This is a genomic window from Campylobacter sp. CFSAN093233 (genome assembly GCF_011068165.1).
Lineage (GTDB): Bacteria > Campylobacterota > Campylobacteria > Campylobacterales > Campylobacteraceae > Campylobacter_D > Campylobacter_D jejuni.
The window spans coordinates 152296-178695 of sequence record NZ_JAAMWY010000001.1 but is presented as its reverse complement, the minus strand read 5'-3'; the positions used below and the strand labels follow the sequence as shown (position 1 = coordinate 178695).

Below are 26400 nucleotides of genomic sequence, written 5' to 3'. Positions count from 1 at the left end.
AATATGAAAAAAGAAATCAAATCCAAAAGAGAAGTGATATTAAAAAACAATAGTCTTATAAACACTCTTATAAACTCAAGCTATTTAAATGTGCTTAAAATCAGCGAGAACGATCAAAAAATGATTTTTAAAGATCTAAGCTTTACTCAAGCTCATCAATCACGAAGGAGTGTGATTTTAGCAAAAGAGCTTCAAATCGTTTGTGAAAACGAAAAAATAAAAGAAAGCTTTGAGTATCTTTTCAATCCTGATTTATTAAGTCAAATCTTAGAAACCTATCTTTATGGGCTTAATGTATTTGAAGTTAATTACAAGTTAAAAGATGGTTTTTACTATCCAATCTTAAAACAAAGAGATTTTAGAAATTTTGGCTTTAATGAAAATGATGAGTTAGTTTATAATGGCAATGGTTGCGAAGAAATTGTGGAAGATAAAAAAGCAATTTATGGACTTTTTGGCTCTAATTTTTTATTTAAAAATGGCGATGCCTTATTAACAAAGCTTTATTTTCCAGTAAAGCTTAAAAATGCAAGCTTAAAGTTTTGGATGGAGTTTTTAGAAAGATTTGGTTCTCCTTGGGCAGTTGCAAAAACAGATAGCGATCCTGATGCACTAGCTTCTGAAATTCATCAAATGTTAAATGGCGATAGTGCGGTTATCGATAAGGAAGAAGAACTTGATTTAATCCAACCAAAGGCTAAGGCAAATTATAATGAAATAATAGATTACTTAGATAATCAAATAAGAAGCGTGGTTTTAGGAGCTAATTTAAGTTCTCAAGTAAGCGGAGGTTCTTTAGCAGCGGCTGAGTCACATAATCAAATAAGAAAAGATTTAGCCGCCCAAGATGGACAAATAGTTCTTTTTATTTTAAATCGTGCCATTAAGTTTTTCAAAGAAATCAATCATTTTAAAGATGAACTCTATGTGCAGTTTTTTAGCGAAGCAGAACCAAAAAGTGAGCTTTGCGAAAGGGATTTAAAACTTTTTAACATGGGCTTTTGCTTTGATGAAGAATACATTAAAAGCACTTATAATGTAGAGGGTGAGCTTATAAGAGAGACTTTAGAAAAAAAAGACTTTAAAGATTTAGAAAATGATAAAAAAGTCTTTGAAAACAAAGTAAAGTTAGAGAGCTTTGAAGAAGATTTTATTGACAAAGGATTAGAACAAAAAGAATACTTAAAAGTCGATGAGAGCATGTCAAAGTTTTTTCAAGAGCAATTTGAAAGCATTGTAAAAGATTGTAAAGATTTTAACGAGGCACTCAATAAACTTAAAGAAAATTTTTCTAGTTTAGAGCAAAGCGAGTTTGAAAAACATCTTTTTATAGCTTTAAATAATTCGAGTATTTTAGGATACTTGGAGGATTAAAATGACGGGTGCAAAAATAGGATTTTTTTCAGAACCTACTAAAGCTGTTGATTTTTTAAAAAATAAAAAGCCAGAGCTTAGTTTTGATTATGATGAACTTTCATATTCAACCCATAAAAAAGTCTTTACTATTGCTAAGCTTATGGATGAAAGCTTGCTAAAAGATATGCAAGATACTTTAGTAAATGCTATTAAAAATGGGGATAAATTTAGCACTTGGAGTAAGATTGCAGAGGAGAAATTAAAAGCTAAGGGTTGGTGGGGTTCAAAGGAAGTCATAAACCCTAAAACAGGAGAAGTTAAAAAAACTCATTTTAATAGTGCAAGATTAAAAAAAATCTTTGAGGAAAACTCAAGAAAAGCTAAAGCTAAAGCTATCTATGAAAATCAAATGAAAAGCACTAAACCTTATTTTAAATACTGCACCCAAAAAGATTCTTTGGTTAGGGACAAACACAGAGCCTTTGATGGCATAGTTTTACATAAAGATGATCCTTTTTGGGATAGTCATTATCCGCATGTAACTATGCATGATTATGGTTGTAGGTGTTATGTTTTAGAAGTAGGTGAAAGTGAAGTTAAAGGCCTAAAAATACCACCATCAAATGCCAAAGAAAGCGAATTTAATGGCTTTAATGATGAAGAGCTTTTAGATGAGCTTTATAAACAAAAAAACACTGAAGTCATTCAAAACTTTATAAAGCTTGATATGTTAAGTGCAGCGGCTAAAAAAACAAAAGAAGTTAAAAGCTTCACTCATCAAAAAGAACTGTACACTTGGCAAAAAAGCTTAGATGATATGGTGGATGAAGTATTAATCAAAGATAATCAAAAATATCCTATCAATTTCATACAAGTAGGTAAAATGGATAAAAGCACCAAAGAGTTTTTAGAAAAATTAAATAAAAAAGACTTAGAAGACTTATACTTTACACTGAGCAAAAACAATCTTTTACACGCAAGCCCTAAAAGAAAGGCAAGTTATAATCAGGCTTTAAGCGCGGATGAAATCAAGCAAATTGTTAAAGTTTTAGATGAAGCAAAAGAAGTTTATTGGGATAATGCAAATAATTCTTTATTGTATTTCTTTGAAGATAAAAAAGATGCTAGTCGTATCAATAAAATTGTAATTACCCCTGATTATAAGCTAAAGAAGTTTGGTAAAACCAATGCAATAGTTACATTAGGAAAAGTAGAAGCGATTAATAAAGATAATAAGACATATATTAAGATCAGATAAGGCGGTGAGACTTGCACTCACAATACATACCCCAATTAATTGGACTATCCTACTACTACATTTTAGGTATCAACCTTATCTAATTAAGATAATTTTAGCTTGATGAAACTAAAAAGGAGTTTAAATGGTTTTAGCTTTAGGAGAATTTGAGTTTAAAGCTTTAAATTTTGATAATTTAGAAAGAAGCTTAGAATATAACATACAAAGTCAAAATAGGCTTAATAATCATAATGCTTTATTTGCAAGTTCTAAAGAAAGCGAAAAGATTAAAATACAAGGCAAAACTTTACCTTTAAAAGGGGATAGAAATACTTATTTGGATAAGCTTGAGAATATGGCAAAAGAACAAAGATCTTTTATCTTAACAGGAGCTAATGGAAAGTATTATGGTAAATTTGTGATTTTATCCTTAAATGAAAACAGAAGTGCATTTGTAGATGGAAGTGGCTTTGTAGCACAAAGCTTTAGCATGGATTTAGAAAGGGATTTTGATGAGTAAGATTTACATAGCTAAAAACAACGAGAGGCTTGATAGTATAGTCTATAAGCATTATGGGACACTTTTGTATTTTAATCAAGTTTTATTAGCCAATCCAAGATTAGAGCCTCTTTTAAAAACAGGGGATAAAGTGATTTTACCTAGTATTGAAATCAAAGAAAGCAAGGAAAAGGCTTTATGGTAAGAAAACCTAAGTTTAAACTTATTGCCAAAGGTGAGGATATCACAGAAAAACTTTCTAAAAATCTTATTAGTATTAGTTATGAAGATAAAGAAAAAGCTGAAAGTGATGAGATAAGTTTAAGTGTTTTTGGGCTTTATTCCAAGCCACTTTTTGGGGATAGTTTAGAGCTTTGGCTTGGCTTTGAAAAGCTTTATAAATGTGGAAGCTTTAGTGTGAATGTAGTGAGTAAAAACTATACTTCAAATACTACTGAAGTTAGAGCAAGTGCTATTAATTTTAGTGGAAAAGGCAGCGTTAATATAAAAGAGAAAAAGACAAGAAGCTTTGAAAACACTACTCTTTTTACCATAGCAAGAAAAATCGCAAATGAAAACAATCTAAAAATCAAAACAAGTGGAGAGGATCAAAATATAGTAAGTATTTTACAAAATAATCAAAGTAATTTAGAATTCTTATATAGTATATGCTTTGATTATGGTTTTATTTGCTGTGTAAAAGAAAATACTTTAATCATTACTCCAAAAGATGGTAAGATTGGCGATAATGCTGCTAATATCACAAGCAAGAATGAAAATTTACCCTTATTTGAAATAGCTTTAAAAGAATGTATTTCATTAGAAATTTCAGAAAGTGCTAGAAATGAATATAGTGCCGTAATAGCAGAATGGCAAGATATAAATGAGGCAAAGATAAAAAGCATAAAAGTAGGAAGTGGGGAGAATATATATAAAATGCAAATCTCACAACCAAAAAATGATAATGAAGCTTTTAAAAAAGCACAAGCAAAACTCAATGAGCTTCAAAAAGGTGGATTAAATGGAAGATGTGAGCTTATTGGGCGTGAAATAAGAGCAGGTGGAAAACTTAAGATTAAAGATATTAATATGGATCATTATGAATTTAGTATTAAAAGCGTGAGTCATAGTTTTAATGACCAAGCTTATATAATTAGCGTGGAGTTTGAGAGCTAAAACAAACTTGGTTCTAAATTTTCTCTCAATTCTTTAGTGATTAAATACACCGCATTTAAACTTAAATCGTATTTTTTAGCACATTCCACACTTGCATTTTTAGTGCTTATTCCCTGTTTTATGAGTGTTTTAAAATCCTGTTTTAATTCTTCATCTCTAAGTAAGGTTTTATAGCTTGGTATGTAAATATTTGCACCGCCAAATTCTTTTAAGATTTCTCGTTTGTCGTTATTTTTCACAAAATCAATAAAATATTCAAAGTATTCGTTATTGCTAAGCAATGCTAGTCCTATTTGAGTGTTTTTGCAAATTATAGCAAAAAAGCTAAATTTTATTTAGTAGGGTATAATTTTAAAAAATAAAAAGGAGAATAAATGAAAAAAATAATAAGCGTTTTAATACTTGCTTTAAGCTTATTAAATGCTAAAAGTTTTGAAGAAAGCAAAAAAGAATTAGTAAAATTTTATAATGATCTAGGGAGCTCTTACTGGTATGATTTTTATTGTCAAGCACCTTTTAAGGTTAATAAAAAAGGAAAATATATTAGTTTTGAAGTGATTAAAAGTGATTTATATGCTCCTAGAAACGAATACACCAAAAAAGGAAAAATTAACCAAAGAATCAAACGCATAGAATGGGAGCATATTATGCCCGCCCAAAACTTTGGAAAGCATTTACCTTGCTGGAAAGAAGGTGGCAGAAAAGCTTGTAAAAATGATCCAACTTTTGCAAAAATGGAAGCCGATAAACAAAACCTAGTTCCAGCCATAGGAGAGATAAATGGGGATAGAAGCAATTTTAGATATGCTGAGGCTCCTACTAATTTAAAATATACTCAATATGGAAATTGTAAGGTTTATACTGATTTTAAAGCAAAAAGATTTTATCCTGCAAATTATTCTAAAGGCTGGATTGCAAGAAGCTATTTATATATGAGCAAAACTTATAATATCAGATTATCCGACCAAGAAAGAAAACTTATGGAGGCTTGGGATAAACAATACCCTATAGATGAGAAAGAAAAAAGAATTAGAGAATTACTCTAATTCTTTGCAAACTTTAGCCACAATTTCATCTATATCAATAACCAAGCTTTTATCTTCTTCCTCAAAACTCTCATCAATTCTTTCTCTAATTACGCAAATCACATTAAGTAAAATCCCAAAATCTTTATCAGTTTTAATCTGATGAGTGATTCCATTATGCATTATTTCAAGGCTTGTTCTTTTTGCGGCAAAGGCAATTTGTGAGTGTTTTTCTATGCCTAAGGTTAAAAAAAACTCTGCATCGTAAGAATGTATTTCTAAAATCATTTTAATCTCCTTTTGTTTTGATGAGACAACATTAGCTTCGTTTGGCTTAATGTGTGCTGTTGTTTTCTAAATTTTTAAGCCCTAAGATGATTTTATTAGCATCTTCAACGCTTAAATACCAAAGATGCAAAGGTCGTTTTTTAATAATATTATTAATAAACTCTCTTAAAGCCCACTGAGTAGGATTTTTAGCATTTTTACTCCAAATGGCTTGTATCATATTAAGTTGCTTTTTTGTCGCTCTTCCACTTTTAGCGTTTTCTTTTTTAAAATACCTTGCTTTTTTAGTATTTTGCTTTTTAAAAAACTTTTCATCATAACCCAAAGTTATAGCAAAGTCCCTAAGCTCTTCTATGCTTAAATCTTTACTTGAAGCTTTGCCATATCTTTCATTTAATACCCAGCGATAGCTTTCATCATCGCTTAAATTGGCATCTTTTCTTAAAGTATGGATGATTTTAATTAAGTGCTTTTTTAAAGTGTTTTGAGTATTCATTTTTTAGCCTTTAAAATTTGCTCTAGTTTTGAAGTGAATTTATCAATATTTGCATTATAAAGCTTATCTTGATTTTTTTTGTATTCTAAATAGTTTTGCTCGTAATCTTTATTTATTTTAGTTTGGCTAGGAATTTGAGTTTTAATAACAGGACTTATTTCAATTTTATTATCAAAAATGATTTTATCTTGGTTTTTAAACATATATTCAACTAGCTTATTATAAAACTCTCCTACATTCAGTGGTTTTCTTTGCTCATCACAAAGCTCTTTATTAGCATTAATAAAATAAAGATTATCCCCGCAATCAACATGCTTTAAAACAGGCTTTCCTAACTCATCATAAACAATGTTACCATCATAATATCTAAGTACAAAAGAATATGAGAAATCTCCTTTTTTTGTTTGAAAAATAAAACGATTTGAAAATGAAATGAAAAGCCATTCTAAAAAAGACTCTATATTTTTGTACCTTAAGTTTAAATCAAGCTCTGCAAAGGCGCACACAAGAGAAAGTTTTTCATAGCTTGTACCAACAAATTGCTTTTTTAACATGGTTAAATCATAGTATTTTTTAAAGCCTAATATATCTTTTGGTGTTTTGGCTTTAAAATAAAGTTTTTCTATAACCACTGCTTGAACTTCACTAATACCAAAAAGCTCTTTTAGCACCTCTTTTGCATTATCCATTAAAACTCCTCTTCTAGCCAAGAAGCTAAAGCTTTTTGCTTATCTTTGTTTTTGTATTTGTTTGCTAACTTTGGAAGCCAAGTTGAATTAAGTGCTCTTTTCCAGCATTTTAAAGGCTTTTTATTAGCCATGAGCCATCTTCCATCGTCTTGCTTATAGTAATTTATAAAGCTATCTGCTATAAAATAAGGGATAGAGCAAGAGTTTTTAGCATTAAACTCATCAATGGCTTTAATTAAATCTTCTTTGCTTGGAGGGTTAAATTTCATAACTCATCCCCAAATAAGCTTAATTCTTTGTCGTTGCTGTCTTTATTGTCAGCTTTTAAACTTTTCCAAACAAAAGTGCGACCATTCTCTCCGCCAAGCTCACTTTCCCAAAAAACACCTTTAAATTTCTCTAAAGTATTCCTTGAAAAATTATCACTCCTACTGACATCAAGAGCCGATAAAATCTCACTTGTGCTTAGGCTTTTTTCGTTTAAAAGCTTTAAAACTTTATCTATAAAAGCTTCTTCTTTATCGCTGATTTTAGCGTTTTGCAAGTCGGTGTTTTTAATATTTAGAGTTTTTGTATTGATAAAAAAGGCTTGATCTTTAATTCCTGCTCTTTCTTTTTGCACACTAAGCAATACTTCAAAGCCTTGTTCTAAGTTAGCCACTTTTTGTAAAAAATACATGCAATCACTTGAGTTTCTAATATGATTTGAACCTTTAAAGGCTCTGCCATCTTTTGTAGAATGGTGTAAAGCCATAATGGTTGCCCCACATTCTCTTAAATTCATGAGTAAAGACATTAAAGACATCATTTTAGTATCATTATCAATATCTGCAAAATTGCGTAAAGAATCAAGTACAAATAAAACCCCTTCATAGCTTCCTGCTACGCCTTTGCCTTCAATCATTTCTAAAAGCCCATAAGCTGAAGTTTTTAAGCTTGATCTGTGAATATAAGTGAATTTGCTTTCATTTAAAATAAGTTCACCAAAACCTCTTTCATTTAAAACATTTAAAGGATTATCCATGTCAACATAAACGATGCTTTTAACCCTTACATCTTTGCAAAGTGTTTTAGAAATGGCGGCACTTAAATAACTTTTTCCACTGCCGCCATTTGCATAAATAATAGTTATTGCTTTTTTAACTAAAAAATCAGGGATTAAAAACTCTAATTTCTCGTTTAAATCTTTATTTTTTAACTTAAACTCATTTAAAAAATCCAAATTCATCTTTTTTCCTTGCTAAAACTTAATCAAGCCCATTAAATCAATGGACTTTGTTAAATTTTTTGGCTTTTTTAACATATTTCATTTTTATGTTAAAATTTTTAATATTTTTTAACATTTCAAATAAGACTTTTATTCTTTTTTTTGGTACTGATTCTGCCAGTTTTTCTAAAGAACTCTTCTTGCTCATTATCATCTAAATTATTAAAAAGTTCTATGATTTCATAGAGATTAACATATTCTAAATCAGTCACATCTATCTTTGCGTTTACATACATTTTTAATCCTTTTGTTTTATTTAAGTTTTAAAAACTTAATCAAATCCGCCTTAGCGGACTTGTTAAATTTTTCTCTTTCTAAGCCTAATTTTTTGTTTTGCACCCATTTTCTTTTTTCTTTTAAAGCTTTGTTTTTTTAGTTTAGGCTTATTTTTAAAATCAAGTTCTAAAAAGCCATTAAAATGAGCGGTTTTTGTTTTAAAAACACTATTTAAAAGTTTAAAAGCCGCTAAGGAAAGCTCTCTCATTTTTCAATCTCCAAGCTTTCAATCTTTGGCTCTATTCTAAAATTATCCTTTACAACTCTTTTAAGTCCAAGCTTTACTAAAGTAGTATCATCAAGCTCTACAATGGCATCTTTATTAAGCTCTTCTTTGTAAATGATGCATTCATTAAGGTTGTAACTTTTAAAGGCTTTGATTAAGTTTTCTAGTTTTTCTTTCACACGTGGTAAAGATACACTTTTACTTAAGCGATAGCCAATCTTGCCAAAGGTAAATTCTTTAGATCTTTTTTCGGCAAATTCATGCTTGTTATTTTCACAAAAAGTAGTGATACATTGCTCTATGTATCCAAGCTCATCACTTAAAACCTTAATCTCTCCTGCACGAGCTTCTTTAATCTCATTGCAAGCTAAAGTTACTTCTCCATTAATCTTTTCTATTTTTACACTAAGTTCTGCCACTTTTTTAAGTGCTAAATTAACATCTTCAAAACTATTTATTTGCATTTAAATCTCCTTTAATTTATATTTTTTAATTTGATAATCCCAAAGAATTACGCCATATCTTAAAAGCACTGCGTGTTTAGTTCTTTTCTTGATTATCCTTAAGCCCTTATTGTAAGGGCAACTCCAAAACTAGCTCTTTAATGCCAAGCTTTTTAGCTAATGCTAATTCTTCTTGCATTCCCTTAGAATACTTAGCATCTTTATGATTGCTCATATAAATATAATCACTTGCTTTTAAAAGCTCTAATCCCATTTGTAAAGCTTTGTCTCTGTGTTTGTTTTCATCCAAATAACTAAATTGTAGTATGGGTGAAACAGGCACAAAACCTTCACATTCACGCATAATTTTTAAGCATTCTTGCTGAGCTATGCTAATAGCTTGTGCTTTTCTTTGACTTTCTCTTACTACTAAAGCTTTATAAGGAGAGGCTACATAAACTAATGCCATTGTTAATCCTTTCTAATAAATTTAAGTTTTAAAAAACTTAATCAAAGTGCTTTAATTTAAGCACTTTTGTTAAGCTTTTTACCCAAATGAAAACGAATGATTTTTTTTGCAATATAATCAGGATAAATTCCTTTTAAAACATCTACAAACACTCCACTTTCTTTATAAATAATGCTTACACCCTTTATCTCAAAAAGCGAAGCACTATAATCAGCTTTCTCACCTTTAATCATTGGTATCATTTTTTCTCTCCTTGTATTAAGTTTTCTTTCTTTGCTTTTTCTTTTTTGATTAAGTCAATCGTTTCAAAGATAGCCATCCACTTGTCTTTATTTTTAGGACTCTTTAACTTTCTAAGAGCTTCAGTATAGATTTGATGAACGCGTGTCACGCTAAGATTAAGTTCTTTAGCTATCTCTTCAAAACTCATTTTTAGCCCAGCATTAAAAATGATGCGGCAGCTTCTATGTGTTTAAGCTCAACCGCTTTTCCATCTGCAAATTCACAAGCTCTTTTTAAAAGCTTCTCACTTTTTCTAAAGTTGCCACGAGCGAGGTTAAAAACTAAATCAATAGCCTTTTTCTCCTCCACATCAAAATGATTACAAAGTGTTTTTAAGTCTTCATCTTTTAAACCTTCTTTGTTTTGGTAGCAAAGTCCTTTTAATTCCCATTTTGCACCAATTCTAGAGCTTAGTTGTCCGTACTCGTTGTAATCATTTCTGCCAATGCCTGTAAGATTGTTTTTAAGTTTTCTAGTACCTACTAAGATTAAAGCAGTATTTGAAAAATCATATATGCGTCTTAAGCACTCCAAAGCACGAAACGGCAAATGCTCACTCTCATCTATAATTAAAACCTTTGAAGTTCTTGCTAACTCGCTAGCAATGCCTCTAATCTTATCATCCAAAGAACCTTTAAAACACACATTGAGTTTATTTTCAAGCCCCACCAAAAGCATTCTTTTGCTTGTCTCAGTTGTTGCTTCAAAAAGCACCACTCTTGTTCCATTTTTAGCGGCATATTCTTTAATGGCTCTGCTTTTTCCAGTCCCCGCTTCGCCAATGATTACTCCCATTTCGCGATTGCTCATGGCACTTTCAATGGTTACATTAATCGCCTTTGCATCTTTAGTGGCAATAAAAGGTGTTTGAAGCTCTTTCACGCTTTTTTCTTCCACAAAGCTTTTAATGTATTTTTCAAGTAAAGGCTCTACTTTTGAAGCGTATTTATAGCTACTTCCTTCTTTCATATAGCCCACCATATAGCTTTTATTAATCCCTAAACGATCGGAGAGATTGTTTTGAGAGATGTTTTGGGTGCTTAAAAACTTTTTAGTAAGTTCTACTAATTGCATTTTTTATCCTTTTGTTTTTTTATGAGTAAAAACTCTTTAAAATTTGAATTAATCAAGCTTTAAACAATTTTTAACCAGCAAAATATTTCTTTTCGACAAAAGCTTCCATGTCAAACTCGCTTTCATCGTTATTTATTTCTTTTTTAGCATTTAAAATAAGCTCATCCGCATTAGCATTGTTTTTAATCTCTTCTAATTCTCTTTGAGTTTTTAAGGCTTCTTTTGCAAGGGATTTTTGATGCACCTCTTTAGCTTCTACGAGTGAGTTTTCAAAAGCACTTTGTAAATCTTGTAAGTCTTGTTTAATATTAAGTTTAGTAAAGGCGGCAATCTCATCTTTTTTAAGCACTTCTTTAATCGCTTTAACTTCACTTTCATAACCTTTTTTAAGCATTTTATAGCTTTCTTTGCTAAGCTTAGCTATACTTTCATCAAGAGCTAGACAAAGAAAGTTTCCGCTTAAATCATAAATGAAAAGTTCTTTAATATTATCGATATTTTGCACACATTTAATTTTTGTGCCAACACTTGGCATTAAAGCACTTTTATAAACTCTACTTTCAAAGTTAATGCCTTTTTTGCCCACGACCCTAAGTTCTTTATTTCCAGCATTAAACAAAAATTCTTCATAAGATATTTTTACAATAGCTCTATCGCACGAGTTCCAAAGCTCAAGTGGAGTTTTAACGCCTTTTTTGCGGCGAACTTTACTCATGTTCCACTTGATCACTTCAGCTTCTAAAAACTCACAAGCTTCGCTAAAGGTAAGAAGTAATTTTTGATTAGTTTTTTTAGCAAAGCCGTATTCATCTTTAGCTTTTCTTTCTTTCTTGGGAGTTTTTTGCTCTATCATTTCTCTTTTAGCTAAGCTATTTCCAATATGTCCATGCATTTTAGAAATTCCTGCATGTTGAAGTGTCCCAAAGCGTCTTTCAACTAAAGCTTTTTGTTCTCCTGCATAAGCAATAGCTGCATCATAGGTAATATTAAGCCCATCAAGCAAGCTTTGAAAATCTTTAGAAAGATAATCTTTTCCATTATCCCCTTTAATCATATCAGGCTTACCAAACTTATCTATGGCTTTCCATAAAAGTCTAGTTAGGCTTAAAGAGTTTGATTTTCCTACCAAAGTAGCTACTCCCATACCGCTAAAGACATCAACGACACTTAAGATATGAGGGCGGAAAGGCTCTAAGGTTTCATTATCTCTTACTATAACATCAGCTGGGGAACTATCGATTTGCCAACACATGTTTTTCATGTCATATAGCTCTCTTTGATTTCCTTGTGCAGGGAGAAACTTAGATTTTGCACGATCTAAGCCTTGAGTGATAATACAATGTTCTAATGGTTTATCTTTATAGTAGTTTTTAATGAAATTTTGTAAGGTTTTTACACTAAAAAGCGGTTTTACCTCTCCTAAATCAAAACCTATAAAATCATAATTTTCTTTAGTGGCTGCTTCTTTATGGATTTGCCACCAAAGCTCAGTGAAATTAAATCCACCTGCTCCAAAGGTGCGATACTCTCTTAAGGCATATTCTTGCATCCAAGCACTAAGTTTAGTTTTATCTTTGCGGTGAAGTCCGCGAGTGTCGATAAGACCTAGAATGCCATTTTCTTTATATGCTTTGCGAATTCTAAAAATTTCTATTTTAGAAATACCACATATCTCTAAAGCTCTTTTTTGTTTTAAACCACCTTCAATATATTTTTCTACTTGCTTTAAAGCCTTAAGCTTTTCTCTAGCATTGTTTTTAATCTCATCGCTTAAATTTTCAAATTTTAAATTTAAAACAGCCAAATCATCATTCATTTTTGACTCTGTTAAATTTAAATTACTGGTTTTTAAACTATTATTTGCAGTTTTTAAATTATCGGTAGTAATAATTTCACTCAATTTAACTTTTTGCATTTTTTCATCATAAATTAAAGTATTTTTACTGATTAATTGCTTATTAAAGGCAGTTAAAAGCCCATCTTTACTTATTTTAAATAGTAGTTTTTTACCACCCCTGCCGCCTTTTTCATTATCCACTTTTAGCCACTCGTATTTATTTGAGTTTCTACTTACTGCAAGCCTCAAAGCTCCTGTACTTACACTAAAAGCTTGTGCTGCTTCTTTGGTTTCTAAGAAATAAATCACACACAAACCTCAGGAAGTTTATCAATAATTTTAAGTTCTAAGAGTTTTTCAAATACGGCTTTAGTATTAGCTTTTGCTTTATATTTTTCAGAATAAAGTCCATTCACTACGCGAAATAAGCTCATATAATGAAGATTATGTTTTTGGGCAAATTTTTTAAGATTAATACCGTTATCTTCAAAGTATTGTTTTAACAAAATATCTCCTTTAATTTGTAATTTTTATTTCAAATTGATATTTTTTAAGATACAATTTGTAAATAATTTTTCAAATTATAAGACAAAATGCGAATTAAGTCAAGTTATTTTATCGCATTTTGTGAATTTTTTAATAAAAAAGGTTCATAATGTATAAAACAACAGACATTTTGAATAGAGTTTATGCTATTTTAAATATTACCGACGACAAGGAATTTTGTGGAATTTATGAGATAAAACCCAATACATTAAGTACTTGGAGAACTAGAAATACCATCCCTTATGAGTTATTATTGAAAATATCAAAAGAACAAAATATATCGCTTGACAGCATCTTTTTTGGCAAAATGCGAATTAATGATGACAATTTGCAATTAAGATACTATACGGATGTTGCTGCCGCTGCTGGATATGGTGCAATAAATAGCAAATTGGAATATACGGAAATAGTAATAAGCAAAAAATTTGCTTGCGAGGCATTGGGATTGCCGCCTTTAACAAGGCTTGATATTATTAAAGTTATAGGGGATAGTATGGAGCCTTTTATTCATAATGGAGATGTTATAGCTGTTGATGTTAGTAAAAATAAACTCGAGCTTGTAAAAAATGGAGATATCGTGGTTATTAATCTTGATGGTGAAATTTACTGCAAAAAGCTCCTCAAGCAACCTTTTGTAAATGAAATTGTATTGAGCTCTATGAATTCTTTTTATAAGGACATTGTTGTTAATATAGATCAAATTAGCTGTGCTGAAATTATAGGCGTTGTTTGTAAAGCAATTTCAATTAAAACTTTTGAAAATGCTATTATAAAATATGAATGATGCTATATTTTATTATTGCAATATTAATTATAATAATTGCTTTATTTATTTATTCTGGTTTTAAAACGGAATCGAAATTAAAAAAAATAGCAGATGGTGTTCTTACTAAACAAGATTTAAAAGAGATAGAAGTAATATCTAAATATTATGAAATTTCTTTAATAGAAGCAGCAAAAATTCATTATGGTAAAGCTATTATTACAGAAGAAATGATCGAAAGATTAGAAAGACCCTATCGAGAATTATATGAACAATATAAAAAACTTTCTATAAATGAGCAAGGAAAATTTTTGCACAATTTGCTTTTAAATAATCAAGATGAATATGCAGAAGCAATAAGATTTATTCAAATTGCAGAAGAAAGCGTTAATATAGCTTTAAAATCAAAAAATAAAGATATTGCAGAAAGCAGAAGAAAACTTGCATTAGAAATAGAACAAAAAATACAGAAAGGATATCCTAAAGCCTATGGCTTAATTATAGATATAATTCAGCTTTTGGAAGATAATTATGATGTAAATCTTTTTGATAATCAATGCATTAAGTATTATGAAGAAGCTCAAAAGTTAAAAACCATTAAATCCAAGCAAAAAAGAATTGATTATATAAATGATTTAATAAAAGAAGCTGAAATAAATCCTAAAATCGATGAGAAATTTGTTAATTTTTGGAAAAATAAAGTAAAAGAAATACAATAATTACATTTTAAGTTTAAGGTTTGTAGAAAAATAAAATGCAACCAAAAAGTATCATTTTATTTTTCTATGGTTACATTTTATTTTTCCGCCGACAATTAAATTCAATAATTCATGAATTTCATTTTCAATTTTTAAATTATATGTATTAATCTCTTTGCAAAGTGGTAAAATTGCAAATTTCTTATCTATTATAATAAGATCACCATCTTGATCTATATTTTTTTCATTATTTTGAAAAGAAATCTTATCATAAACATAAGAGCTAAATAAAATTTGCACATCAAAACAAATGCCATAAAGATAAATTCTTAAAAGTCTTAAAAAATCGACATTCTTAGATATTTTAGTATTAAAAATCAAGCTTTTTCTTTTTTGAAAGTAAAAAGCGTATGCATTAAGCTTGATATTTATATTTTGAATCTTACCAAATGAAACATGCATTATATCATGTAAAAAATTTCCAAATATCATTTTTAAACTCTTGGTATTTTTTGCATATGAAAGAGGAATTTTTAGAGCGCTATCAACGCTCGCATTATATTGAGTTAAAAAAGTCAACATAAGCTCTTGATTGTTTAAATAGCGATAAATTTGCGGTATAAATTCTCGCTTATCATCAAATCCAAATAACATCTTTAACCTTTATAGCAAGAAAATTCTTTATTAAGATTAAAAATTTTACAATATTCACAATACACACAACTTACACTTCTTTTTGCACAAACTAATGGAATTTTACGCTTTTTAGCTTCATTTTTGATTTTTTTCATAGTATTATGATTTAAAAAGCTTGTTAACATTACTATACATTCTGTATCACAAGGAATCGGCTTGCGATTAACTCTATTTTCATTACGCGCATCCCAGTGTTCTATTTTTTTAGCACCTAAATCATGTAAAACAGCTCTAATAGGAGTGATTTCATCTGCACCAATAACCAAAACTGACATAAATTCTCCTTTGTGATTTTTAAAATATATTTTGATAATTATTATTATAATATAAAAAAACTAAATTTATTTTGAAATTTATTATCAATAAAATGCAATTATTCAGTTAATTTTAATTTTTAATAGATATAATTTACTAATTGATAAAATTTATTATTTTAGGAGAAAACAATGAAAAAATTGACTAACGATTTTGGAAACATTATAGCCGATAACCAAAATTCATTAAGTGCAGGCGCAAAAGGACCTTTGCTTATGCAAGATTATCTTTTGCTTGAAAAACTTGCTCATCAAAATAGAGAAAGAATTCCAGAAAGAACCGTTCATGCCAAGGGAAGTGGGGCTTATGGAGAAATAAAAATCACCGCTGATTTATCTGCTTATACTAAGGCAAAAATATTTCAAAAAGGAGAAATAACTCCTCTTTTCCTACGCTTTTCTACTGTTGCAGGTGAAGCAGGTGCAGCAGATGCTGAGCGTGATGTACGTGGATTTGCCATTAAATTTTACACCAAAGAAGGAAACTGGGATTTAGTAGGAAATAATACTCCAACTTTTTTTATCCGTGATGCGTATAAATTTCCTGATTTCATTCATACTCAAAAAAGAGATCCAAGAACTCATCTAAGAAGTAATAATGCTGCTTGGGATTTTTGGAGTTTATGTCCTGAAAGTTTACATCAAGTAACCATTCTTATGAGCGATAGAGGAATTCCTGCAAGTTATCGTCATATGCATGGATTTGGAAGCCATACTTATAGTTTTATTAATGATAAAAATGAAAGATTTTGGGTGAAATTCCATTTTAAAACCCAACAAGGGATTAAAAATCTTACCAACCAAGAAGCTGCCGAGCTTATAGCAAAAGATAGAGAAAGTCATCAAAGAGATCTCTATAATGCTATAGAAAATAAAGATTTTCCAAAATGGAAAGTTCAAGTTCAAATTCTTGCTGAAAAAGATATAGAAAAACTTGGATTTAATCCTTTTGATTTAACAAAAATTTGGCCTCATAGTCTTGTGCCTTTGATGGATATAGGCGAAATGATTCTAAACAAAAATCCTCAAAATTATTTTAATGAAGTTGAACAAGCTGCCTTTAGTCCAAGCAATATCGTTCCTGGAATTGGCTTTAGCCCTGATAAAATGTTGCAAGCTAGAATTTTTTCATATCCTGATGCACAAAGATATAGAATAGGAACTAATTATCATCTTTTGCCCGTAAATCGTGCAAAAAGCGAAGTGAATACTTACAATGTCGCTGGTGCTATGAATTTTGATAGTTATAAAAATGATGCAGCTTATTATGAACCAAACAGCTATGATAATAGCCCAAAAGAAGACAAAAGCTATCTTGAACCTGATTTAGTCTTAGAAGGCGTAGCACAAAGATATGCTCCACTAGATAATGACTTTTATACTCAACCAAGAGCTTTATTTAATCTTATGAATGATGATCAAAAAACTCAACTTTTTCATAATATCGCCGCTTCTATGGAGGGAGTTGATGAAAAAATTATCACTAGAGCTTTAGAACATTTTGAAAAAATTTCACCTGATTATGCAAAAGGAATTAAAAAAGCTTTAGAAAAATAATTTTTACTTGCCACTTTTGGTGGCAAACTAAAGATTATAATAATTAAGGAAAAACAATGACAACTCTTAGTTTAGAAGAAGAAAAAAGATTTGAAGAGCTTTGCAAAATGGCTTTTAATTTTGCAAGAAATAATGAATGTGAAAATCTTAAAATCATGATAGAAGCAGGTTTAAATGTAAATTTAAAAACTCATAAAGGCGATAGCTTGCTTATGCTTGCAGCTTATAATAATTCTTATGAAAGCGCTAAAATGCTTTTAGAAAAAGGTGCAAAAGTAGATGAAAAAAACGATCGTGGACAAACCCCATTAGCGGGAGTTTGTTTTAAAGGATACTTACCTATGTGTGAACTTTTAGTTAAATATGGAGCAAATATTGATGAAAACAATGGTTTAGGAATGACACCTTATACTTTTGCTATTATGTTTGGACGCAAAGATGTGGCAGAATTTTTACTCAAAAAATCTAAAAATAATTTTTTAAAGAAAATAAGCCTAAAAATACTAAAATTTATCAAAAAATTTTAGTTATTTTTTAAATTTCTTCAGATACCTATAGACACTAGGTTCTGAAATTTTTAAAAATTTTGCTACGATAGGAACCGCCCCTTTTATATTAAAAATACCTTTTTCATATAGCTTTTCAGCAATTTCTTCTTTTTGAGTAATACTTAATTGATAATCAGAATTTAAATAACTAGAATCTACGCTTTGAACTAAAATATCCTCTATCGAGTGACTTAATGTTTCTATACTTGAATCATTTTGAGAAAAACTAATATTTCCTAAAATATCACCCATATCTCCAATTTTTTCTAAATCAATCATCTTGCATATTAAATCTCTCATAATGCTAGTATCATGATTGATACACAAAATACCTACTAATTTGTCATGATTTTTAATAAAAAAAGTAGATCCTCTAATTAATTTTGATTTTCCAACAAGAGCCTTATAATCACATAAAAAATCTTTTTCTAAATATTTTTTATTTTGCATAAGCTCACTTGCAAAAACAGTCAAGGGAGAATCTAAACTTCTCCCACTAATGTGATTGTTAGCAATTGCTGCAATATAGGCCCCATCTTCAGTAATTACATGGAAAACTATCTCATATTGCTCACCTAAAACTTCTCCTAAAAAATATGTCAACTTTATAAATTGTTGTTTTTGTCCCTCATCCATAAAACTGCCTTCAATAAAAAATTAATATAATATTAAATTCTACTCTTTATACTTTAAAACATTTCTTAAAAATAAAATTTTATTATTATGATAATAAACTATTGACAAATTATTATTGTAGTGATAAAATGCATTCTGCTTAATCTATATTTAACAAAGGAGAATTCATGTCAAACTATCCAAAGGCCATTGGTCCATACTCAGCTTACAGAGAAGTAAATGGACTTTTATTTATATCAGGACAACTTCCTATCAACCCTGATTCAGGCGAAATAGAAAGCCATGATATCAAAGAACAAACCAAACAATCTTTGAAAAATATCGGTGCTATCTTAGAAGAAAATGGTATCAGTTATGATAAAGTGGTTAAAACCACTTGCTTTTTAGCTGATATTAATGATTTTGTAGCATTTAATGAAATTTATGCTGAATTTTTTAAAGCTCCTTATCCAGCAAGAAGTGCTTTTGCAGTAAAAGATCTACCAAAAAAAGCTAAAGTAGAGATAGAGATCATCGCTCAAAAAGGATAAAATATGCTAGGTATTGTTTTTTCTTTATTTAGTGTTTTTTTACTTGTTTTTATGCTTTATAAAAAAATCAATGCTCACATGGCACTGCTTTTAAGTGGTTTGCTTTTACTTTCCTTAGCTGCTATTTTTGGACTTTCTCCACACATTGTTACCAAAGATTCTTTAAATCTAGGTTTTTTTGATATTTTTCAAGTTTTTAATCAAACCATGTCAAGTACATTAGCAGAGCTTGGACTTACACTTATGACTATAGCAGGTTTTTCTGCTTATATGGATCATGTAGGGGCTTCTTATGCACTTTTTAAAGTTTTTGAAAAACCTTTAAAAGCCGTAAAATCTCCTTATGTTTTACTCATAGTTGCTTATTTTATCGTGCAATTTTTAGTTCTTTTCATCCCTTCTCACGCAGGCTTGGCACTTTTACTTATGGTTACTATGTATCCTATACTTGTACGCTCTGGTGTTTCAAAACTTTCTGCCTTAAGTGTGATTGCTATTTGTCAATATATCGATCATGGACCTGGAAGTGGAAATGTGATCATGGCCTCAGAAAAAGCTGAAGTTGATCCTGCAATTTATTTTGTTCATTATCAACTCCCTACAACCTTGCCTATCATTATAGCTGTAAGTATTGCAATATATCTTTGCAATAAATTTTTTGACAAAAAAGATAATTTTGTCTTCAATGCGCAAGAAATTGAAAAAAGAACTAAATGAAAATGAAGGTAAAGAAAAAGAACTTAAAAAGCCTCCTAGAATTTATGCGATTTTACCTATAATTCCTTTGGTTTTAATCCTAGGATTTAGTTCCGTGCTTGATAGCATCTTGGTTTTAATGGGAATAAGTAGCGCTGAAGAAGTTAAAGCAGCTGCTAGCACTGCAATTAAAATGAATGTTCCAGTAGCAATGGTGATTTCAACTTTTGTGGCTATTATTTTTGAAATGATACGCTATAAAAGTATAGTAGAAACTCTTAATTCTATGATGATTTTCTTTAAAGGAATGGGACATTTATTTGTTATCACAGTTTCACTCATCGTTTGTGGTCAAGTATTTGCAAGTGGTCTTTTATCTGTAGGTTTTGTAGATACTTTAATAGAATTTTGCAAAAATGCAGGATTTGGAGTTTTGGCTATTATTATCGCTGTTTCAATCTTACTTGCGGTTTGTGCTTTCTTAATGGGTTCAGGAAATGCGGCATTTTTTAGCTTTGCCCCACTTATCCCAAATATAGCAAAACACTTTGGAGTTGAAACTATCACTATGATAGCACCGATTCAAATCATGACGGGCTTTGGAAGATGTGTTAGTCCTATTGCACTAGCGATCTTAGCTATCTCAGCTATTGCAAGAGTAAGTCCTTTTGCCGTGGTTAAAAGAACAGCTATTCCTATGCTTGTAGCGGCTATTGTAAATGTTATTATGACTTATATCTATCTTTAAAAAGGAGAAAAAATGAACTCAAAAACTAAACTTATTCATTGTGGCAGAGGCGATCAAGGCGCTGAAGTAAGATCAGTCAATCCTACACTTATGCGTGCATCAACCATACTTTTTAAAGATCACGCAACTTGGCAAAAATACAGAGGATTAAGAAAAACAGATCGTGTTTTAAGTTATGGAGCTAGAGGAACAACAACCAATTTTGAACTTGAAAAACTTATTTGCACTCTAGAGGGTGGTTATAGAGCACAACTTTTCCCAACAGGACTTGCAGCATTAGCTATGGTGCTTTTAAACTATGCAAGCAAAGATACACATTTTTTAATCACTGATGCAATTTATGGGCCTGTAAGAACGATTTGCGAATTATTTTTAGAAAAAATGGGCATTGAAATTGATTTTTTAAAAGCTGATGCAAGTGATGTAGAAGAAAAAAATCAAACCTAATACCAAGCTTATCCTATGTGAAAGTCCAGGTTCTATACTTTATGAAATCATAGATTTACCAAAACTTTGCAAAATTGCCCATGCGCATAATATCCCTGTAGCTATTGACAATACTTATTCTAGTGGATATTTTCTAAATCCTTTAGAACTTGGAGTGGATATTTCAGTTATCGCCGCTACAAAATATCTTAGCGGACACTCTGATGTAACCATGGGTATAGTAGTAATCAACGAAAAAGAATGGAAAAATTTTGACAAACTTCCAGAAGCTTTAGGCTTTACAACAAGTCCTGATGATGCTTACTTAGTACTTCGTGGTATGAGAACACTAGATGTAAGAATGAAAGCCCATGAAAAAAGTGCTGATGAAATTGTAGAGTTTTTACAAAGTAGAAAAGAAATTAAAACAATTTTCTATCCAAAACTCAAATCCCACTCAAATCATGAAATTTTCATGCGTGATCATAAAGGTGCAAATGGTATGATTACCATAGAATTTGCAGAAGGTTATAACAAAGAGGATGCTATTAAATTTGTAGATAAACTAGAATACTTTTCAATTGGTGCTAGCTGGGGTGGATATGAAAGCTTGGCCACCGTAACTACTCCACCTAGAACTGCAACAGACCTAAGTGCAAGAGGACCATTTGTAAGATTTCATATAGGTCTTGAAGATACTAAAGATTTAATTGCTGATTTAACACAAGCTTTTGATAGTATTAAAAAATAAGGAGATAAGATGACAGGAATTAGCGTATTTGATCATAGATTACTAGCAGACTCATGGAGCACGCAGGAAATGCGTGCTATTTTTTGCGAACAAAACCGCATACAAAAATGGCTCGATGTTGAAGCAGCTTTAGCAAAAGCACAAGCAAAACTTAAAATTATCCCTAAAAAAGCAGCTGATGAGATCGCAAAAAAAGCTCATTATAAATTTATGGATATGGACTTTATCTTTGCTGAATTTAAAAAGACCAAACACCCTTTAGTTCCTACTGTAAGAGGATTAGAAAAAGCTTGCGATAATAATTTAGGCGAATATGTACATTTTGGAGTAACCACTCAAGATATCATCGATACAGGACTGGTTTTACAATTTAAAGAAGCAATGACTCTTGTAAAAAGCGAATTAAAAGCTATCGCAAAAGCCTTAGCGAAACTAGCTAAAACCCATAAAAACACTGCTATGATGGGAAGAACTTTAGCACTTCAGGCTTTGCCTATTACTTTTGGACATAAAGTGGCTATTTGGTTAAGCGAACTTGAGCGTCATTTTGAAAGAATACTTGAACTTGAAAAAAGACTTTATGTAGGCAGTATAGTAGGCGCTGTAGGAACTAAAGCAAGTTTAAGTGATGAGTGCAATGAAGTAGAAAAACTCACTTTAGAAAATTTAGGACTTGATGTGCCTAATATTTCTTGGCAGAGCGCACGTGATCGCTTTATAGAACTTGGTTTTGTACTAGGCAATATCAACGCAACTTTTAACAAAATCGCTCATGAAATTTTAATCCTTTCACATAATGAAATTGATGAAGTTGCTGAACCTTTTGGCAAAGGACAAGTAGGATCAAGCACTATGCCACACAAAAGAAATCCTGCAGTAAGCGAAAATGCAGTTACAGTAAGCAATGCCTTTAAGGCAAATTTAGCCATTTTAAGCGATATTGAAAGACATGAACATGAAAGAGATGGTCAAGTTTGGAAAATGGAATGGAAGCTTTTACCTGAAATGTTTTTAATGCTTTCTGTGGTTTTAGCAAATATGAAATTCGCTCTTAGTGATTTAGAAGTAAAAAAGACAAAATGCTTAAAAATTTAAATACTCTTAATGGTTTTGTTTTAGCAGAGCGTGTTATGTTTGCATTAAGCGATCATTATGGAAAACAACATGCCCATGAAATTGTTTATGAAAATGCTATGCTAGGTATAGAAAAACAAAAAACTTTTAAAGAAGTTTTACTTGCAGATAAAAGAGTATCTAAGGTATTGAAAGAAAAAGAAATTGATGCTTTACTTGATGCAACAACCTATGTAGGATATGCACCAAAACTTGTAGATGAATTTTTAGCAAAAATCAAAAATAGCGCTATCTTAAAATAGGAAAAATCATGTTCTATAGTGAAATTTTAGCGGATTTTATTTTCAATCTTAAATATGAAAATATCCCTAATACAGTTGTTCAAAGGGCTAAAGAACTTATGCTTGATAGCCTTGGAACAGCTATAGCAGCAAGCAAAGAAGAATGTGTTTTAAATGCTTTTAAAGCTTTTGAAAATTTAAGCACAGAAAAAAATACTCCTATTTGGGTAAATGATCAAAAATTAGATCCTATATACGCAGCCATGCTAGATAGCATTGCTTCTCATGCGTTAGATTTTGACGATACGCATACAGAAGCGATTTTGCATGCAAGTGCGATTTTAACTCCACTTTGTTTAAGTTATGGATTTCATGTTAGTAAAGATGCAAAAAAAATCATCAAAGCTTTTATAATAGACTGGGAAATTGCAGCTAGAGTAGGCATTGCAAGTAAAGGCACTTTTCATAAGCGCGGTTTTCATACTACTGCTATTGCAGGAATTTTTGGAAGCGTGAGTGCAAGTGCAATCTTGCTGGATCTTAACAAAGAACAAATCATCAATGCTTTAGGACTTGCAGGAAGTTTTGCAAGTAGGGTTAATGAGTTTTTATCCAATGGATCTAATTCAAAAGTTTTACATATTGCCAATGCTATTAAAAACGGCATTATGGTAGCTCATTTTGCTAAAAACAATATGAGTGGACCTTTGAGTATTTTTGAAGGTAGGGATAATATCTTTAAATGTTTTGGTATAGAAGAAGAATGCGATAAAACAGAACTTAGCAAAGCCTTAGGTGAAATTTGGCAAACCATGCAAGTTTCAATCAAGCCTTATCCAAGTTGTCATTTTGCTCATGGGCTTATTGATTGTGCTATTGCTTTAAAAAATGATGGTTTAAAAGCTGATGAAATTAAAAGTATTCATTGCTTTGTAGATGAAGTTCCTATTTCTTTTATCTGCGATCCTTTGGAAGCAAAATACACTCCAAATAGTGCTTATGAAGCTAAATTTTCCATGCCTTTTTTAATGGCTCTAGGATTCTTTGATGGTAAAATCACTCTTGAATCTTATGAAAATTTAAAGCGTGAAGAAGTACTAGAATTTGCTAAAAAAATCAGTTACAAAAAAAGGAAATCTCAAGGCTTTCCAAAATATTTTCCAGGGCATTTAGAAGCCAGTTTGCAAGATGGACGCATAATCCAAAAAGATGTTTTTATCAATAAAGGTAATTTTGATAATCCACTAAGTTTTGAAGAATTAAAAGCTAAATTTTTAGCCAATGCACAAATTTACCTTGATAATACTAAAGCTAACAAAATTCTAGATCAAATCATCAATCTAGAAAATTTAAACCACTTTTCTTTTTAAATATTTATCCTTCTTTTTACAAGAAGGATAATTTCATTACACTTTTTTATTATAATATTTATTATTAATTTAGGAATTACAATGACTTTAAACGAGTTAAAAGATGGACAAAAAGCTATTATTGTCAATTTAAACGCTCACAAAGAACTCAAAAATAGACTTTTAAGCTTTGGATTTATTAAAAATAAAAACTTGAAAAAAATTCACTCCTCTTTAAAAAATGCCACCATAATGGTAGAACTTGATACAAGTTGTGTTATCCTAAGATCTGATGAAGCTAAAACCATAGAAGTGAATCTTATATGAAAAAAATCAAAATAGCCCTTGTAGGTCAGCCTAATGTAGGCAAAAGTCTTCTTATTAATGCGCTTTGCAAAGCTAATATGAAAGTAGGAAATTTTAGCGGAGTTACTATAGAAAAAGCAAGTGCAAAAACTTTTTACAAAAACTATGAATTTGAAGTCATTGATTTACCAGGAACTTATTCTTTAGATGGATATAGCGAAGAAGAAAAAATCACACGTCATTTTTTAAATCAAAATGACTATGATGTTATTGTTAATGTTTTAGATGCCACCAATTTAGAACGCAATCTTATCCTTAGTGCAGAACTTTTAAGCCTTAATAAAAAAATGCTTTTAGCTTTAAATATGTGCGATGAAGCCAAAAAAGAAGGTATAGAGCTTGACACTTCTGTTTTAAGCCAAGAATTTCAAAGTCAAGTTGTTGAAATTTCAGCAAAAACAAAAGAAAATTTAGAACTTTTGCTGCAAAAAATTATTATTTTATTTGAAAGTAAATTTATTCCAAGATCCCAATTTTACACTCCGCTTTGCGAAAAAAGTCCAGAAAAAAGTCCAGAAAAAGAAGATTTATTATATTTTATTAATCAACTTTCAAAAAAAATTATTACACACAAAAAAGAAGAAAGAAATTTAACCAAAAAAATCGATGCCTTACTTATCCATAAATTCTTTGGCTTACCTATATTTTTATTTTTAATGTGGCTTTTATTTCAACTCACCTTTAGCTTAGGGCAAATTCCTATGGATTATATAGAATCAGGCTTTAATGCCTTAGGTGAATTTGTTAAAAACAATATTTCTAATACCTTTATCGCTTCAGCTTTGGCTGATGGGATTATCGCAGGTGTTGGTGCTGTGATACTTTTTTTGCCTAATATAATGATTTTATTTTTAGGCATAGCTCTTTTAGAAACCACAGGCTATATGTCAAGAGTAGCTTTTTTACTTGATGGGATTTTACATAAATTTGGTTTGCATGGTAAAAGCTTTATTCCGCTAATCACTGGTTTTGGTTGTTCGGTACCTGCTTTTATGGCTACACGCACTCTTAAGAACAAAAGAGATAGACTTTTAACTCTTTTTGTGATCAATTTTATGAGTTGCGGGGCAAGACTTCCTGTATATGTGCTTTTTATCGGTGCTTTTTTTCCAAGTGAAAAAGCAGGAAATTATCTTTTTGGAATTTATATTTTAGGTGCGATTTTAGGACTTTTTGCTGCAAAATTTTTAAGAATGACAGCATTTCGTGGACTTGATGAACCTTTTGTTATGGAAATGCCAAAATATCGTATGCCAAATTGGCATTTAATTTGGTTTATGGTTTATAATAAAGCCAAAATGTATCTTAAAAAAGCAGGAACTTTCATACTTTTGGCCTCTTTGCTTATATGGTTTGCTAGTAATTTTCCAAAAAGTGAAGAAAATTTAAATGATTTTAATGCTCAAGAAAGAGCTATAGAACAAAGTTATTTAGGACAATTTGGCAAAGGCATAGAACCTATTTTTAAACCCCTTGAGTTAGATTGGAAATTAAGCGTATCTTTAATCAGTGGTTTGGCTGCTAAAGAAGTGATGATCTCAACTATGGGCGTGCTTTATTCACTAGGAAAAGATGTAGATGAAACAAATAATGATTTAAAAGGAATTATCGCTAAAAACATACCTATACCAAGTGCAGTGGCTTTTATTTTATTTGTAATGATTTATAATCCCTGCTTTGCAGCAACTATAGTTTTTTCAAAAGAAAGTGGAAAGCTAAAATATACTCTCTTTCTCTTTCTTTTTACCTGCACAAGTGCTTATATAGTAGCTTTTATAGGG

General features: G+C 30.4%; 32 protein-coding genes and 4 pseudogenes. 18 read left to right on the top strand and 18 right to left on the bottom strand.

What is annotated here, in order from left to right; genetic code table 11:
• Positions 1–3 precede the first annotated feature (3 nt).
• From FBF15_RS00915 to FBF15_RS00895, 5 genes are all read left to right on the top strand, one after another.
• Entirely contained in the window at positions 4–1374 is a 1371-nt protein-coding gene (locus FBF15_RS00915; protein WP_002872709.1) for a DUF935 family protein, read from the top strand.
• A gap of 1 nt (position 1375) precedes the next feature.
• Complete coding sequence (locus FBF15_RS00910; protein ID WP_032589439.1) at positions 1376–2614, top strand: phage minor head protein; 1239 nt, start codon at positions 1376–1378, stop codon at positions 2612–2614.
• A 124-nt stretch (positions 2615–2738) separates the two neighbouring features.
• Positions 2739–3113: a phage tail protein gene (locus tag FBF15_RS00905; protein ID WP_002784519.1), complete on the top strand. Its 375-nt coding sequence runs from the start codon at positions 2739–2741 to the stop codon at positions 3111–3113.
• On the top strand, positions 3106–3297 hold the full coding sequence (locus FBF15_RS00900; RefSeq protein WP_002791401.1) for a tail protein X: 192 nt from the start codon (positions 3106–3108) through the stop codon (positions 3295–3297). Before FBF15_RS00905 ends, FBF15_RS00900 begins: the two co-directional genes overlap by 8 nt.
• Positions 3291–4268, top strand: a complete 978-nt coding sequence (locus tag FBF15_RS00895) for a tail protein (RefSeq protein WP_002852060.1) — start codon at positions 3291–3293, stop codon at positions 4266–4268. The genes FBF15_RS00900 and FBF15_RS00895 overlap by 7 nt, the downstream gene beginning before the upstream one ends.
• Here the strand turns inward: FBF15_RS00895 and FBF15_RS00890 are convergent.
• Positions 4265–4549 (bottom strand): Mor transcription activator family protein, encoded by a 285-nt coding sequence (locus FBF15_RS00890; protein ID WP_002784523.1) that lies wholly within the window; start codon positions 4547–4549, stop codon positions 4265–4267. The two genes, FBF15_RS00895 and FBF15_RS00890, sit on opposite strands and share 4 nt — an antisense overlap.
• Positions 4550–4642: 93 nt before the next feature.
• On the opposite strand from FBF15_RS00890, the gene FBF15_RS00885 reads away from it, so the two are divergent.
• Positions 4643–5314, top strand: a complete 672-nt coding sequence (locus FBF15_RS00885; protein WP_041016317.1) for an endonuclease — start codon at positions 4643–4645, stop codon at positions 5312–5314.
• Here FBF15_RS00885 and FBF15_RS00880 read toward each other — a convergent pair.
• From FBF15_RS00880 to FBF15_RS00815, 14 genes are all read right to left on the bottom strand, one after another.
• The gene (locus FBF15_RS00880) at positions 5306–5581 is read right to left on the bottom strand and encodes a hypothetical protein (RefSeq protein ID WP_002795452.1); all 276 of its coding nucleotides are present in this window, start codon (positions 5579–5581) and stop codon (positions 5306–5308) included. The genes FBF15_RS00885 and FBF15_RS00880 overlap by 9 nt on opposite strands.
• Before the next feature lie 46 nt (positions 5582–5627).
• The gene (locus FBF15_RS00875; RefSeq protein WP_041016318.1) at positions 5628–6077 is read right to left on the bottom strand and encodes a phage protein GemA/Gp16 family protein; all 450 of its coding nucleotides are present in this window, start codon (positions 6075–6077) and stop codon (positions 5628–5630) included.
• On the bottom strand, positions 6074–6766 hold the full coding sequence (locus tag FBF15_RS00870) for a hypothetical protein (protein WP_041016319.1): 693 nt from the start codon (positions 6764–6766) through the stop codon (positions 6074–6076). The genes FBF15_RS00875 and FBF15_RS00870 overlap by 4 nt, the downstream gene beginning before the upstream one ends.
• Positions 6766–7035: a hypothetical protein gene (locus tag FBF15_RS00865; RefSeq protein WP_002784531.1), complete on the bottom strand. Its 270-nt coding sequence runs from the start codon at positions 7033–7035 to the stop codon at positions 6766–6768. The genes FBF15_RS00870 and FBF15_RS00865 overlap by 1 nt, the downstream gene beginning before the upstream one ends.
• Entirely contained in the window at positions 7032–7994 is a 963-nt protein-coding gene (locus FBF15_RS00860) for a hypothetical protein (RefSeq protein ID WP_145599580.1), read from the bottom strand. Before FBF15_RS00860 ends, FBF15_RS00865 begins: the two co-directional genes overlap by 4 nt.
• Before the next feature lie 116 nt (positions 7995–8110).
• A complete protein-coding gene (locus FBF15_RS00855; RefSeq protein ID WP_153564690.1) occupies positions 8111–8269 on the bottom strand; it encodes a hypothetical protein in 159 nt (52 codons plus the stop codon).
• A gap of 62 nt (positions 8270–8331) precedes the next feature.
• On the bottom strand, positions 8332–8517 hold the full coding sequence (locus tag FBF15_RS00850; RefSeq protein WP_002824160.1) for a hypothetical protein: 186 nt from the start codon (positions 8515–8517) through the stop codon (positions 8332–8334).
• On the bottom strand, positions 8514–8999 hold the full coding sequence (locus FBF15_RS00845) for a host-nuclease inhibitor Gam family protein (protein ID WP_032593270.1): 486 nt from the start codon (positions 8997–8999) through the stop codon (positions 8514–8516). The genes FBF15_RS00850 and FBF15_RS00845 overlap by 4 nt, the downstream gene beginning before the upstream one ends.
• A gap of 106 nt (positions 9000–9105) precedes the next feature.
• Positions 9106–9447 (bottom strand): DUF4406 domain-containing protein, encoded by a 342-nt coding sequence (locus FBF15_RS00840; protein ID WP_052788892.1) that lies wholly within the window; start codon positions 9445–9447, stop codon positions 9106–9108.
• 56 nt (positions 9448–9503) lie between these two features.
• On the bottom strand, positions 9504–9689 hold the full coding sequence (locus tag FBF15_RS00835) for a hypothetical protein (RefSeq protein ID WP_002824157.1): 186 nt from the start codon (positions 9687–9689) through the stop codon (positions 9504–9506).
• Entirely contained in the window at positions 9686–9877 is a 192-nt protein-coding gene (locus tag FBF15_RS00830) for a sigma factor-like helix-turn-helix DNA-binding protein (protein ID WP_002795448.1), read from the bottom strand. The genes FBF15_RS00835 and FBF15_RS00830 overlap by 4 nt, the downstream gene beginning before the upstream one ends.
• A gap of 2 nt (positions 9878–9879) precedes the next feature.
• A complete protein-coding gene (locus tag FBF15_RS00825; protein WP_002806833.1) occupies positions 9880–10803 on the bottom strand; it encodes an AAA family ATPase in 924 nt (307 codons plus the stop codon).
• A gap of 70 nt (positions 10804–10873) precedes the next feature.
• Positions 10874–12949 (bottom strand): DDE-type integrase/transposase/recombinase, encoded by a 2076-nt coding sequence (locus FBF15_RS00820; protein ID WP_145599581.1) that lies wholly within the window; start codon positions 12947–12949, stop codon positions 10874–10876.
• The gene (locus FBF15_RS00815) at positions 12946–13146 is read right to left on the bottom strand and encodes a hypothetical protein (protein ID WP_002804142.1); all 201 of its coding nucleotides are present in this window, start codon (positions 13144–13146) and stop codon (positions 12946–12948) included. Before FBF15_RS00815 ends, FBF15_RS00820 begins: the two co-directional genes overlap by 4 nt.
• A 149-nt stretch (positions 13147–13295) precedes the next feature.
• Here FBF15_RS00815 and FBF15_RS00810 point away from each other — a divergent pair, with 149 nt between their 5' ends.
• Positions 13296–13970 carry a LexA family transcriptional regulator gene (locus tag FBF15_RS00810; RefSeq protein ID WP_002804144.1) on the top strand — a complete coding sequence of 225 codons (675 nt, stop codon included), beginning with the start codon at positions 13296–13298 and terminating at the stop codon, positions 13968–13970.
• Positions 13970–14668 carry a hypothetical protein gene (locus FBF15_RS00805; protein WP_145599582.1) on the top strand — a complete coding sequence of 233 codons (699 nt, stop codon included), beginning with the start codon at positions 13970–13972 and terminating at the stop codon, positions 14666–14668. The genes FBF15_RS00810 and FBF15_RS00805 overlap by 1 nt, the downstream gene beginning before the upstream one ends.
• A 93-nt stretch (positions 14669–14761) precedes the next feature.
• Here the strand turns inward: FBF15_RS00805 and FBF15_RS00800 are convergent.
• Positions 14762–15301: pseudogene (locus FBF15_RS00800) on the bottom strand (hypothetical protein); the annotation flags it as partial.
• A gap of 2 nt (positions 15302–15303) precedes the next feature.
• Positions 15304–15618: a DUF2325 domain-containing protein gene (locus FBF15_RS00795; protein ID WP_002855637.1), complete on the bottom strand. Its 315-nt coding sequence runs from the start codon at positions 15616–15618 to the stop codon at positions 15304–15306.
• Positions 15619–15789: 171 nt separating this feature from the next.
• Between FBF15_RS00795 and FBF15_RS00790 the strand changes: the two genes are divergently transcribed.
• Both FBF15_RS00790 and FBF15_RS00785 read left to right on the top strand, forming a co-directional pair.
• Positions 15790–17214, top strand: a complete 1425-nt coding sequence (locus FBF15_RS00790; RefSeq protein WP_002869571.1) for a catalase — start codon at positions 15790–15792, stop codon at positions 17212–17214.
• A gap of 56 nt (positions 17215–17270) precedes the next feature.
• Positions 17271–17741 (top strand): Cj1386 family hemin-binding protein, encoded by a 471-nt coding sequence (locus FBF15_RS00785; protein WP_002858381.1) that lies wholly within the window; start codon positions 17271–17273, stop codon positions 17739–17741.
• On the opposite strand, the gene FBF15_RS00780 is transcribed toward FBF15_RS00785, so the two are convergent.
• Positions 17742–18398, bottom strand: a complete 657-nt coding sequence (locus FBF15_RS00780) for a transcriptional regulator (protein ID WP_002860398.1) — start codon at positions 18396–18398, stop codon at positions 17742–17744.
• A gap of 167 nt (positions 18399–18565) precedes the next feature.
• Between FBF15_RS00780 and FBF15_RS00775 the strand changes: the two genes are divergently transcribed.
• The 8 genes and pseudogenes from FBF15_RS00775 to feoB form a co-directional block, all read left to right on the top strand.
• Positions 18566–18928, top strand: coding sequence for a RidA family protein (locus tag FBF15_RS00775; protein WP_002860397.1), 363 nt, complete (start codon positions 18566–18568; stop codon positions 18926–18928).
• A 3-nt stretch (positions 18929–18931) separates the two neighbouring features.
• Positions 18932–19645 (top strand): C4-dicarboxylate transporter DcuC, encoded by a 714-nt coding sequence (gene dcuC / locus FBF15_RS09575; RefSeq protein ID WP_230100273.1) that lies wholly within the window; start codon positions 18932–18934, stop codon positions 19643–19645.
• A complete protein-coding gene (gene dcuC, locus FBF15_RS09570) occupies positions 19626–20372 on the top strand; it encodes a C4-dicarboxylate transporter DcuC (protein WP_230100272.1) in 747 nt (248 codons plus the stop codon). The genes dcuC (FBF15_RS09575) and dcuC (FBF15_RS09570) overlap by 20 nt, the downstream gene beginning before the upstream one ends.
• A 12-nt stretch (positions 20373–20384) precedes the next feature.
• Positions 20385–21549: pseudogene (locus FBF15_RS00765) on the top strand (PLP-dependent aspartate aminotransferase family protein).
• A gap of 9 nt (positions 21550–21558) precedes the next feature.
• Positions 21559–22925: pseudogene (purB, locus tag FBF15_RS00760) on the top strand (adenylosuccinate lyase).
• 8 nt (positions 22926–22933) lie between these two features.
• Entirely contained in the window at positions 22934–24274 is a 1341-nt protein-coding gene (locus tag FBF15_RS00755) for an MmgE/PrpD family protein (RefSeq protein ID WP_165434530.1), read from the top strand.
• An 81-nt stretch (positions 24275–24355) separates the two neighbouring features.
• A complete protein-coding gene (locus FBF15_RS00750; protein ID WP_002779147.1) occupies positions 24356–24580 on the top strand; it encodes a ferrous iron transport protein A in 225 nt (74 codons plus the stop codon).
• Positions 24577–26265, top strand: a pseudogene (gene feoB / locus FBF15_RS00745) (ferrous iron transport protein B); the annotation flags it as partial. The gene FBF15_RS00750 and the pseudogene feoB, both read left to right, overlap by 4 nt.
• Between the last annotated feature and the right edge of the window lie 135 nt (positions 26266–26400).

Bases quoted from the DNA above. Each gene is read 5' to 3' on its own strand.
- FBF15_RS00915 (WP_002872709.1), top strand. From the start codon at position 4: ATGAAAAAAGAAATCAAATCCAAAAGAGAAGTGATATTAAAAAACAAT.
- FBF15_RS00910 (WP_032589439.1), top strand. From the start codon at position 1,376: ATGACGGGTGCAAAAATAGGATTTTTTTCAGAACCTACTAAAGCTGTT.
- FBF15_RS00905 (WP_002784519.1), top strand. From the start codon at position 2,739: ATGGTTTTAGCTTTAGGAGAATTTGAGTTTAAAGCTTTAAATTTTGAT.
- FBF15_RS00900 (WP_002791401.1), top strand. From the start codon at position 3,106: ATGAGTAAGATTTACATAGCTAAAAACAACGAGAGGCTTGATAGTATA.
- FBF15_RS00895 (WP_002852060.1), top strand. From the start codon at position 3,291: ATGGTAAGAAAACCTAAGTTTAAACTTATTGCCAAAGGTGAGGATATC.
- FBF15_RS00885 (WP_041016317.1), top strand. From the start codon at position 4,643: ATGAAAAAAATAATAAGCGTTTTAATACTTGCTTTAAGCTTATTAAAT.
- FBF15_RS00880 (WP_002795452.1), bottom strand. From the start codon at position 5,581: ATGATTTTAGAAATACATTCTTACGATGCAGAGTTTTTTTTAACCTTA.
- FBF15_RS00875 (WP_041016318.1), bottom strand. From the start codon at position 6,077: ATGAATACTCAAAACACTTTAAAAAAGCACTTAATTAAAATCATCCAT.
- FBF15_RS00870 (WP_041016319.1), bottom strand. From the start codon at position 6,766: ATGGATAATGCAAAAGAGGTGCTAAAAGAGCTTTTTGGTATTAGTGAA.
- FBF15_RS00865 (WP_002784531.1), bottom strand. From the start codon at position 7,035: ATGAAATTTAACCCTCCAAGCAAAGAAGATTTAATTAAAGCCATTGAT.
- FBF15_RS00860 (WP_145599580.1), bottom strand. From the start codon at position 7,994: ATGAATTTGGATTTTTTAAATGAGTTTAAGTTAAAAAATAAAGATTTA.
- FBF15_RS00855 (WP_153564690.1), bottom strand. From the start codon at position 8,269: ATGTATGTAAACGCAAAGATAGATGTGACTGATTTAGAATATGTTAAT.
- FBF15_RS00850 (WP_002824160.1), bottom strand. From the start codon at position 8,517: ATGAGAGAGCTTTCCTTAGCGGCTTTTAAACTTTTAAATAGTGTTTTT.
- FBF15_RS00845 (WP_032593270.1), bottom strand. From the start codon at position 8,999: ATGCAAATAAATAGTTTTGAAGATGTTAATTTAGCACTTAAAAAAGTG.
- FBF15_RS00840 (WP_052788892.1), bottom strand. From the start codon at position 9,447: ATGGCATTAGTTTATGTAGCCTCTCCTTATAAAGCTTTAGTAGTAAGA.
- FBF15_RS00835 (WP_002824157.1), bottom strand. From the start codon at position 9,689: ATGATACCAATGATTAAAGGTGAGAAAGCTGATTATAGTGCTTCGCTT.
- FBF15_RS00830 (WP_002795448.1), bottom strand. From the start codon at position 9,877: ATGAGTTTTGAAGAGATAGCTAAAGAACTTAATCTTAGCGTGACACGC.
- FBF15_RS00825 (WP_002806833.1), bottom strand. From the start codon at position 10,803: ATGCAATTAGTAGAACTTACTAAAAAGTTTTTAAGCACCCAAAACATC.
- FBF15_RS00810 (WP_002804144.1), top strand. From the start codon at position 13,296: ATGTATAAAACAACAGACATTTTGAATAGAGTTTATGCTATTTTAAAT.
- FBF15_RS00805 (WP_145599582.1), top strand. From the start codon at position 13,970: ATGCTATATTTTATTATTGCAATATTAATTATAATAATTGCTTTATTT.
- FBF15_RS00795 (WP_002855637.1), bottom strand. From the start codon at position 15,618: ATGTCAGTTTTGGTTATTGGTGCAGATGAAATCACTCCTATTAGAGCT.
- FBF15_RS00790 (WP_002869571.1), top strand. From the start codon at position 15,790: ATGAAAAAATTGACTAACGATTTTGGAAACATTATAGCCGATAACCAA.
- FBF15_RS00785 (WP_002858381.1), top strand. From the start codon at position 17,271: ATGACAACTCTTAGTTTAGAAGAAGAAAAAAGATTTGAAGAGCTTTGC.
- FBF15_RS00780 (WP_002860398.1), bottom strand. From the start codon at position 18,398: ATGGATGAGGGACAAAAACAACAATTTATAAAGTTGACATATTTTTTA.
- FBF15_RS00775 (WP_002860397.1), top strand. From the start codon at position 18,566: ATGTCAAACTATCCAAAGGCCATTGGTCCATACTCAGCTTACAGAGAA.
- dcuC (WP_230100273.1), top strand. From the start codon at position 18,932: ATGCTAGGTATTGTTTTTTCTTTATTTAGTGTTTTTTTACTTGTTTTT.
- FBF15_RS00755 (WP_165434530.1), top strand. From the start codon at position 22,934: ATGTTCTATAGTGAAATTTTAGCGGATTTTATTTTCAATCTTAAATAT.
- FBF15_RS00750 (WP_002779147.1), top strand. From the start codon at position 24,356: ATGACTTTAAACGAGTTAAAAGATGGACAAAAAGCTATTATTGTCAAT.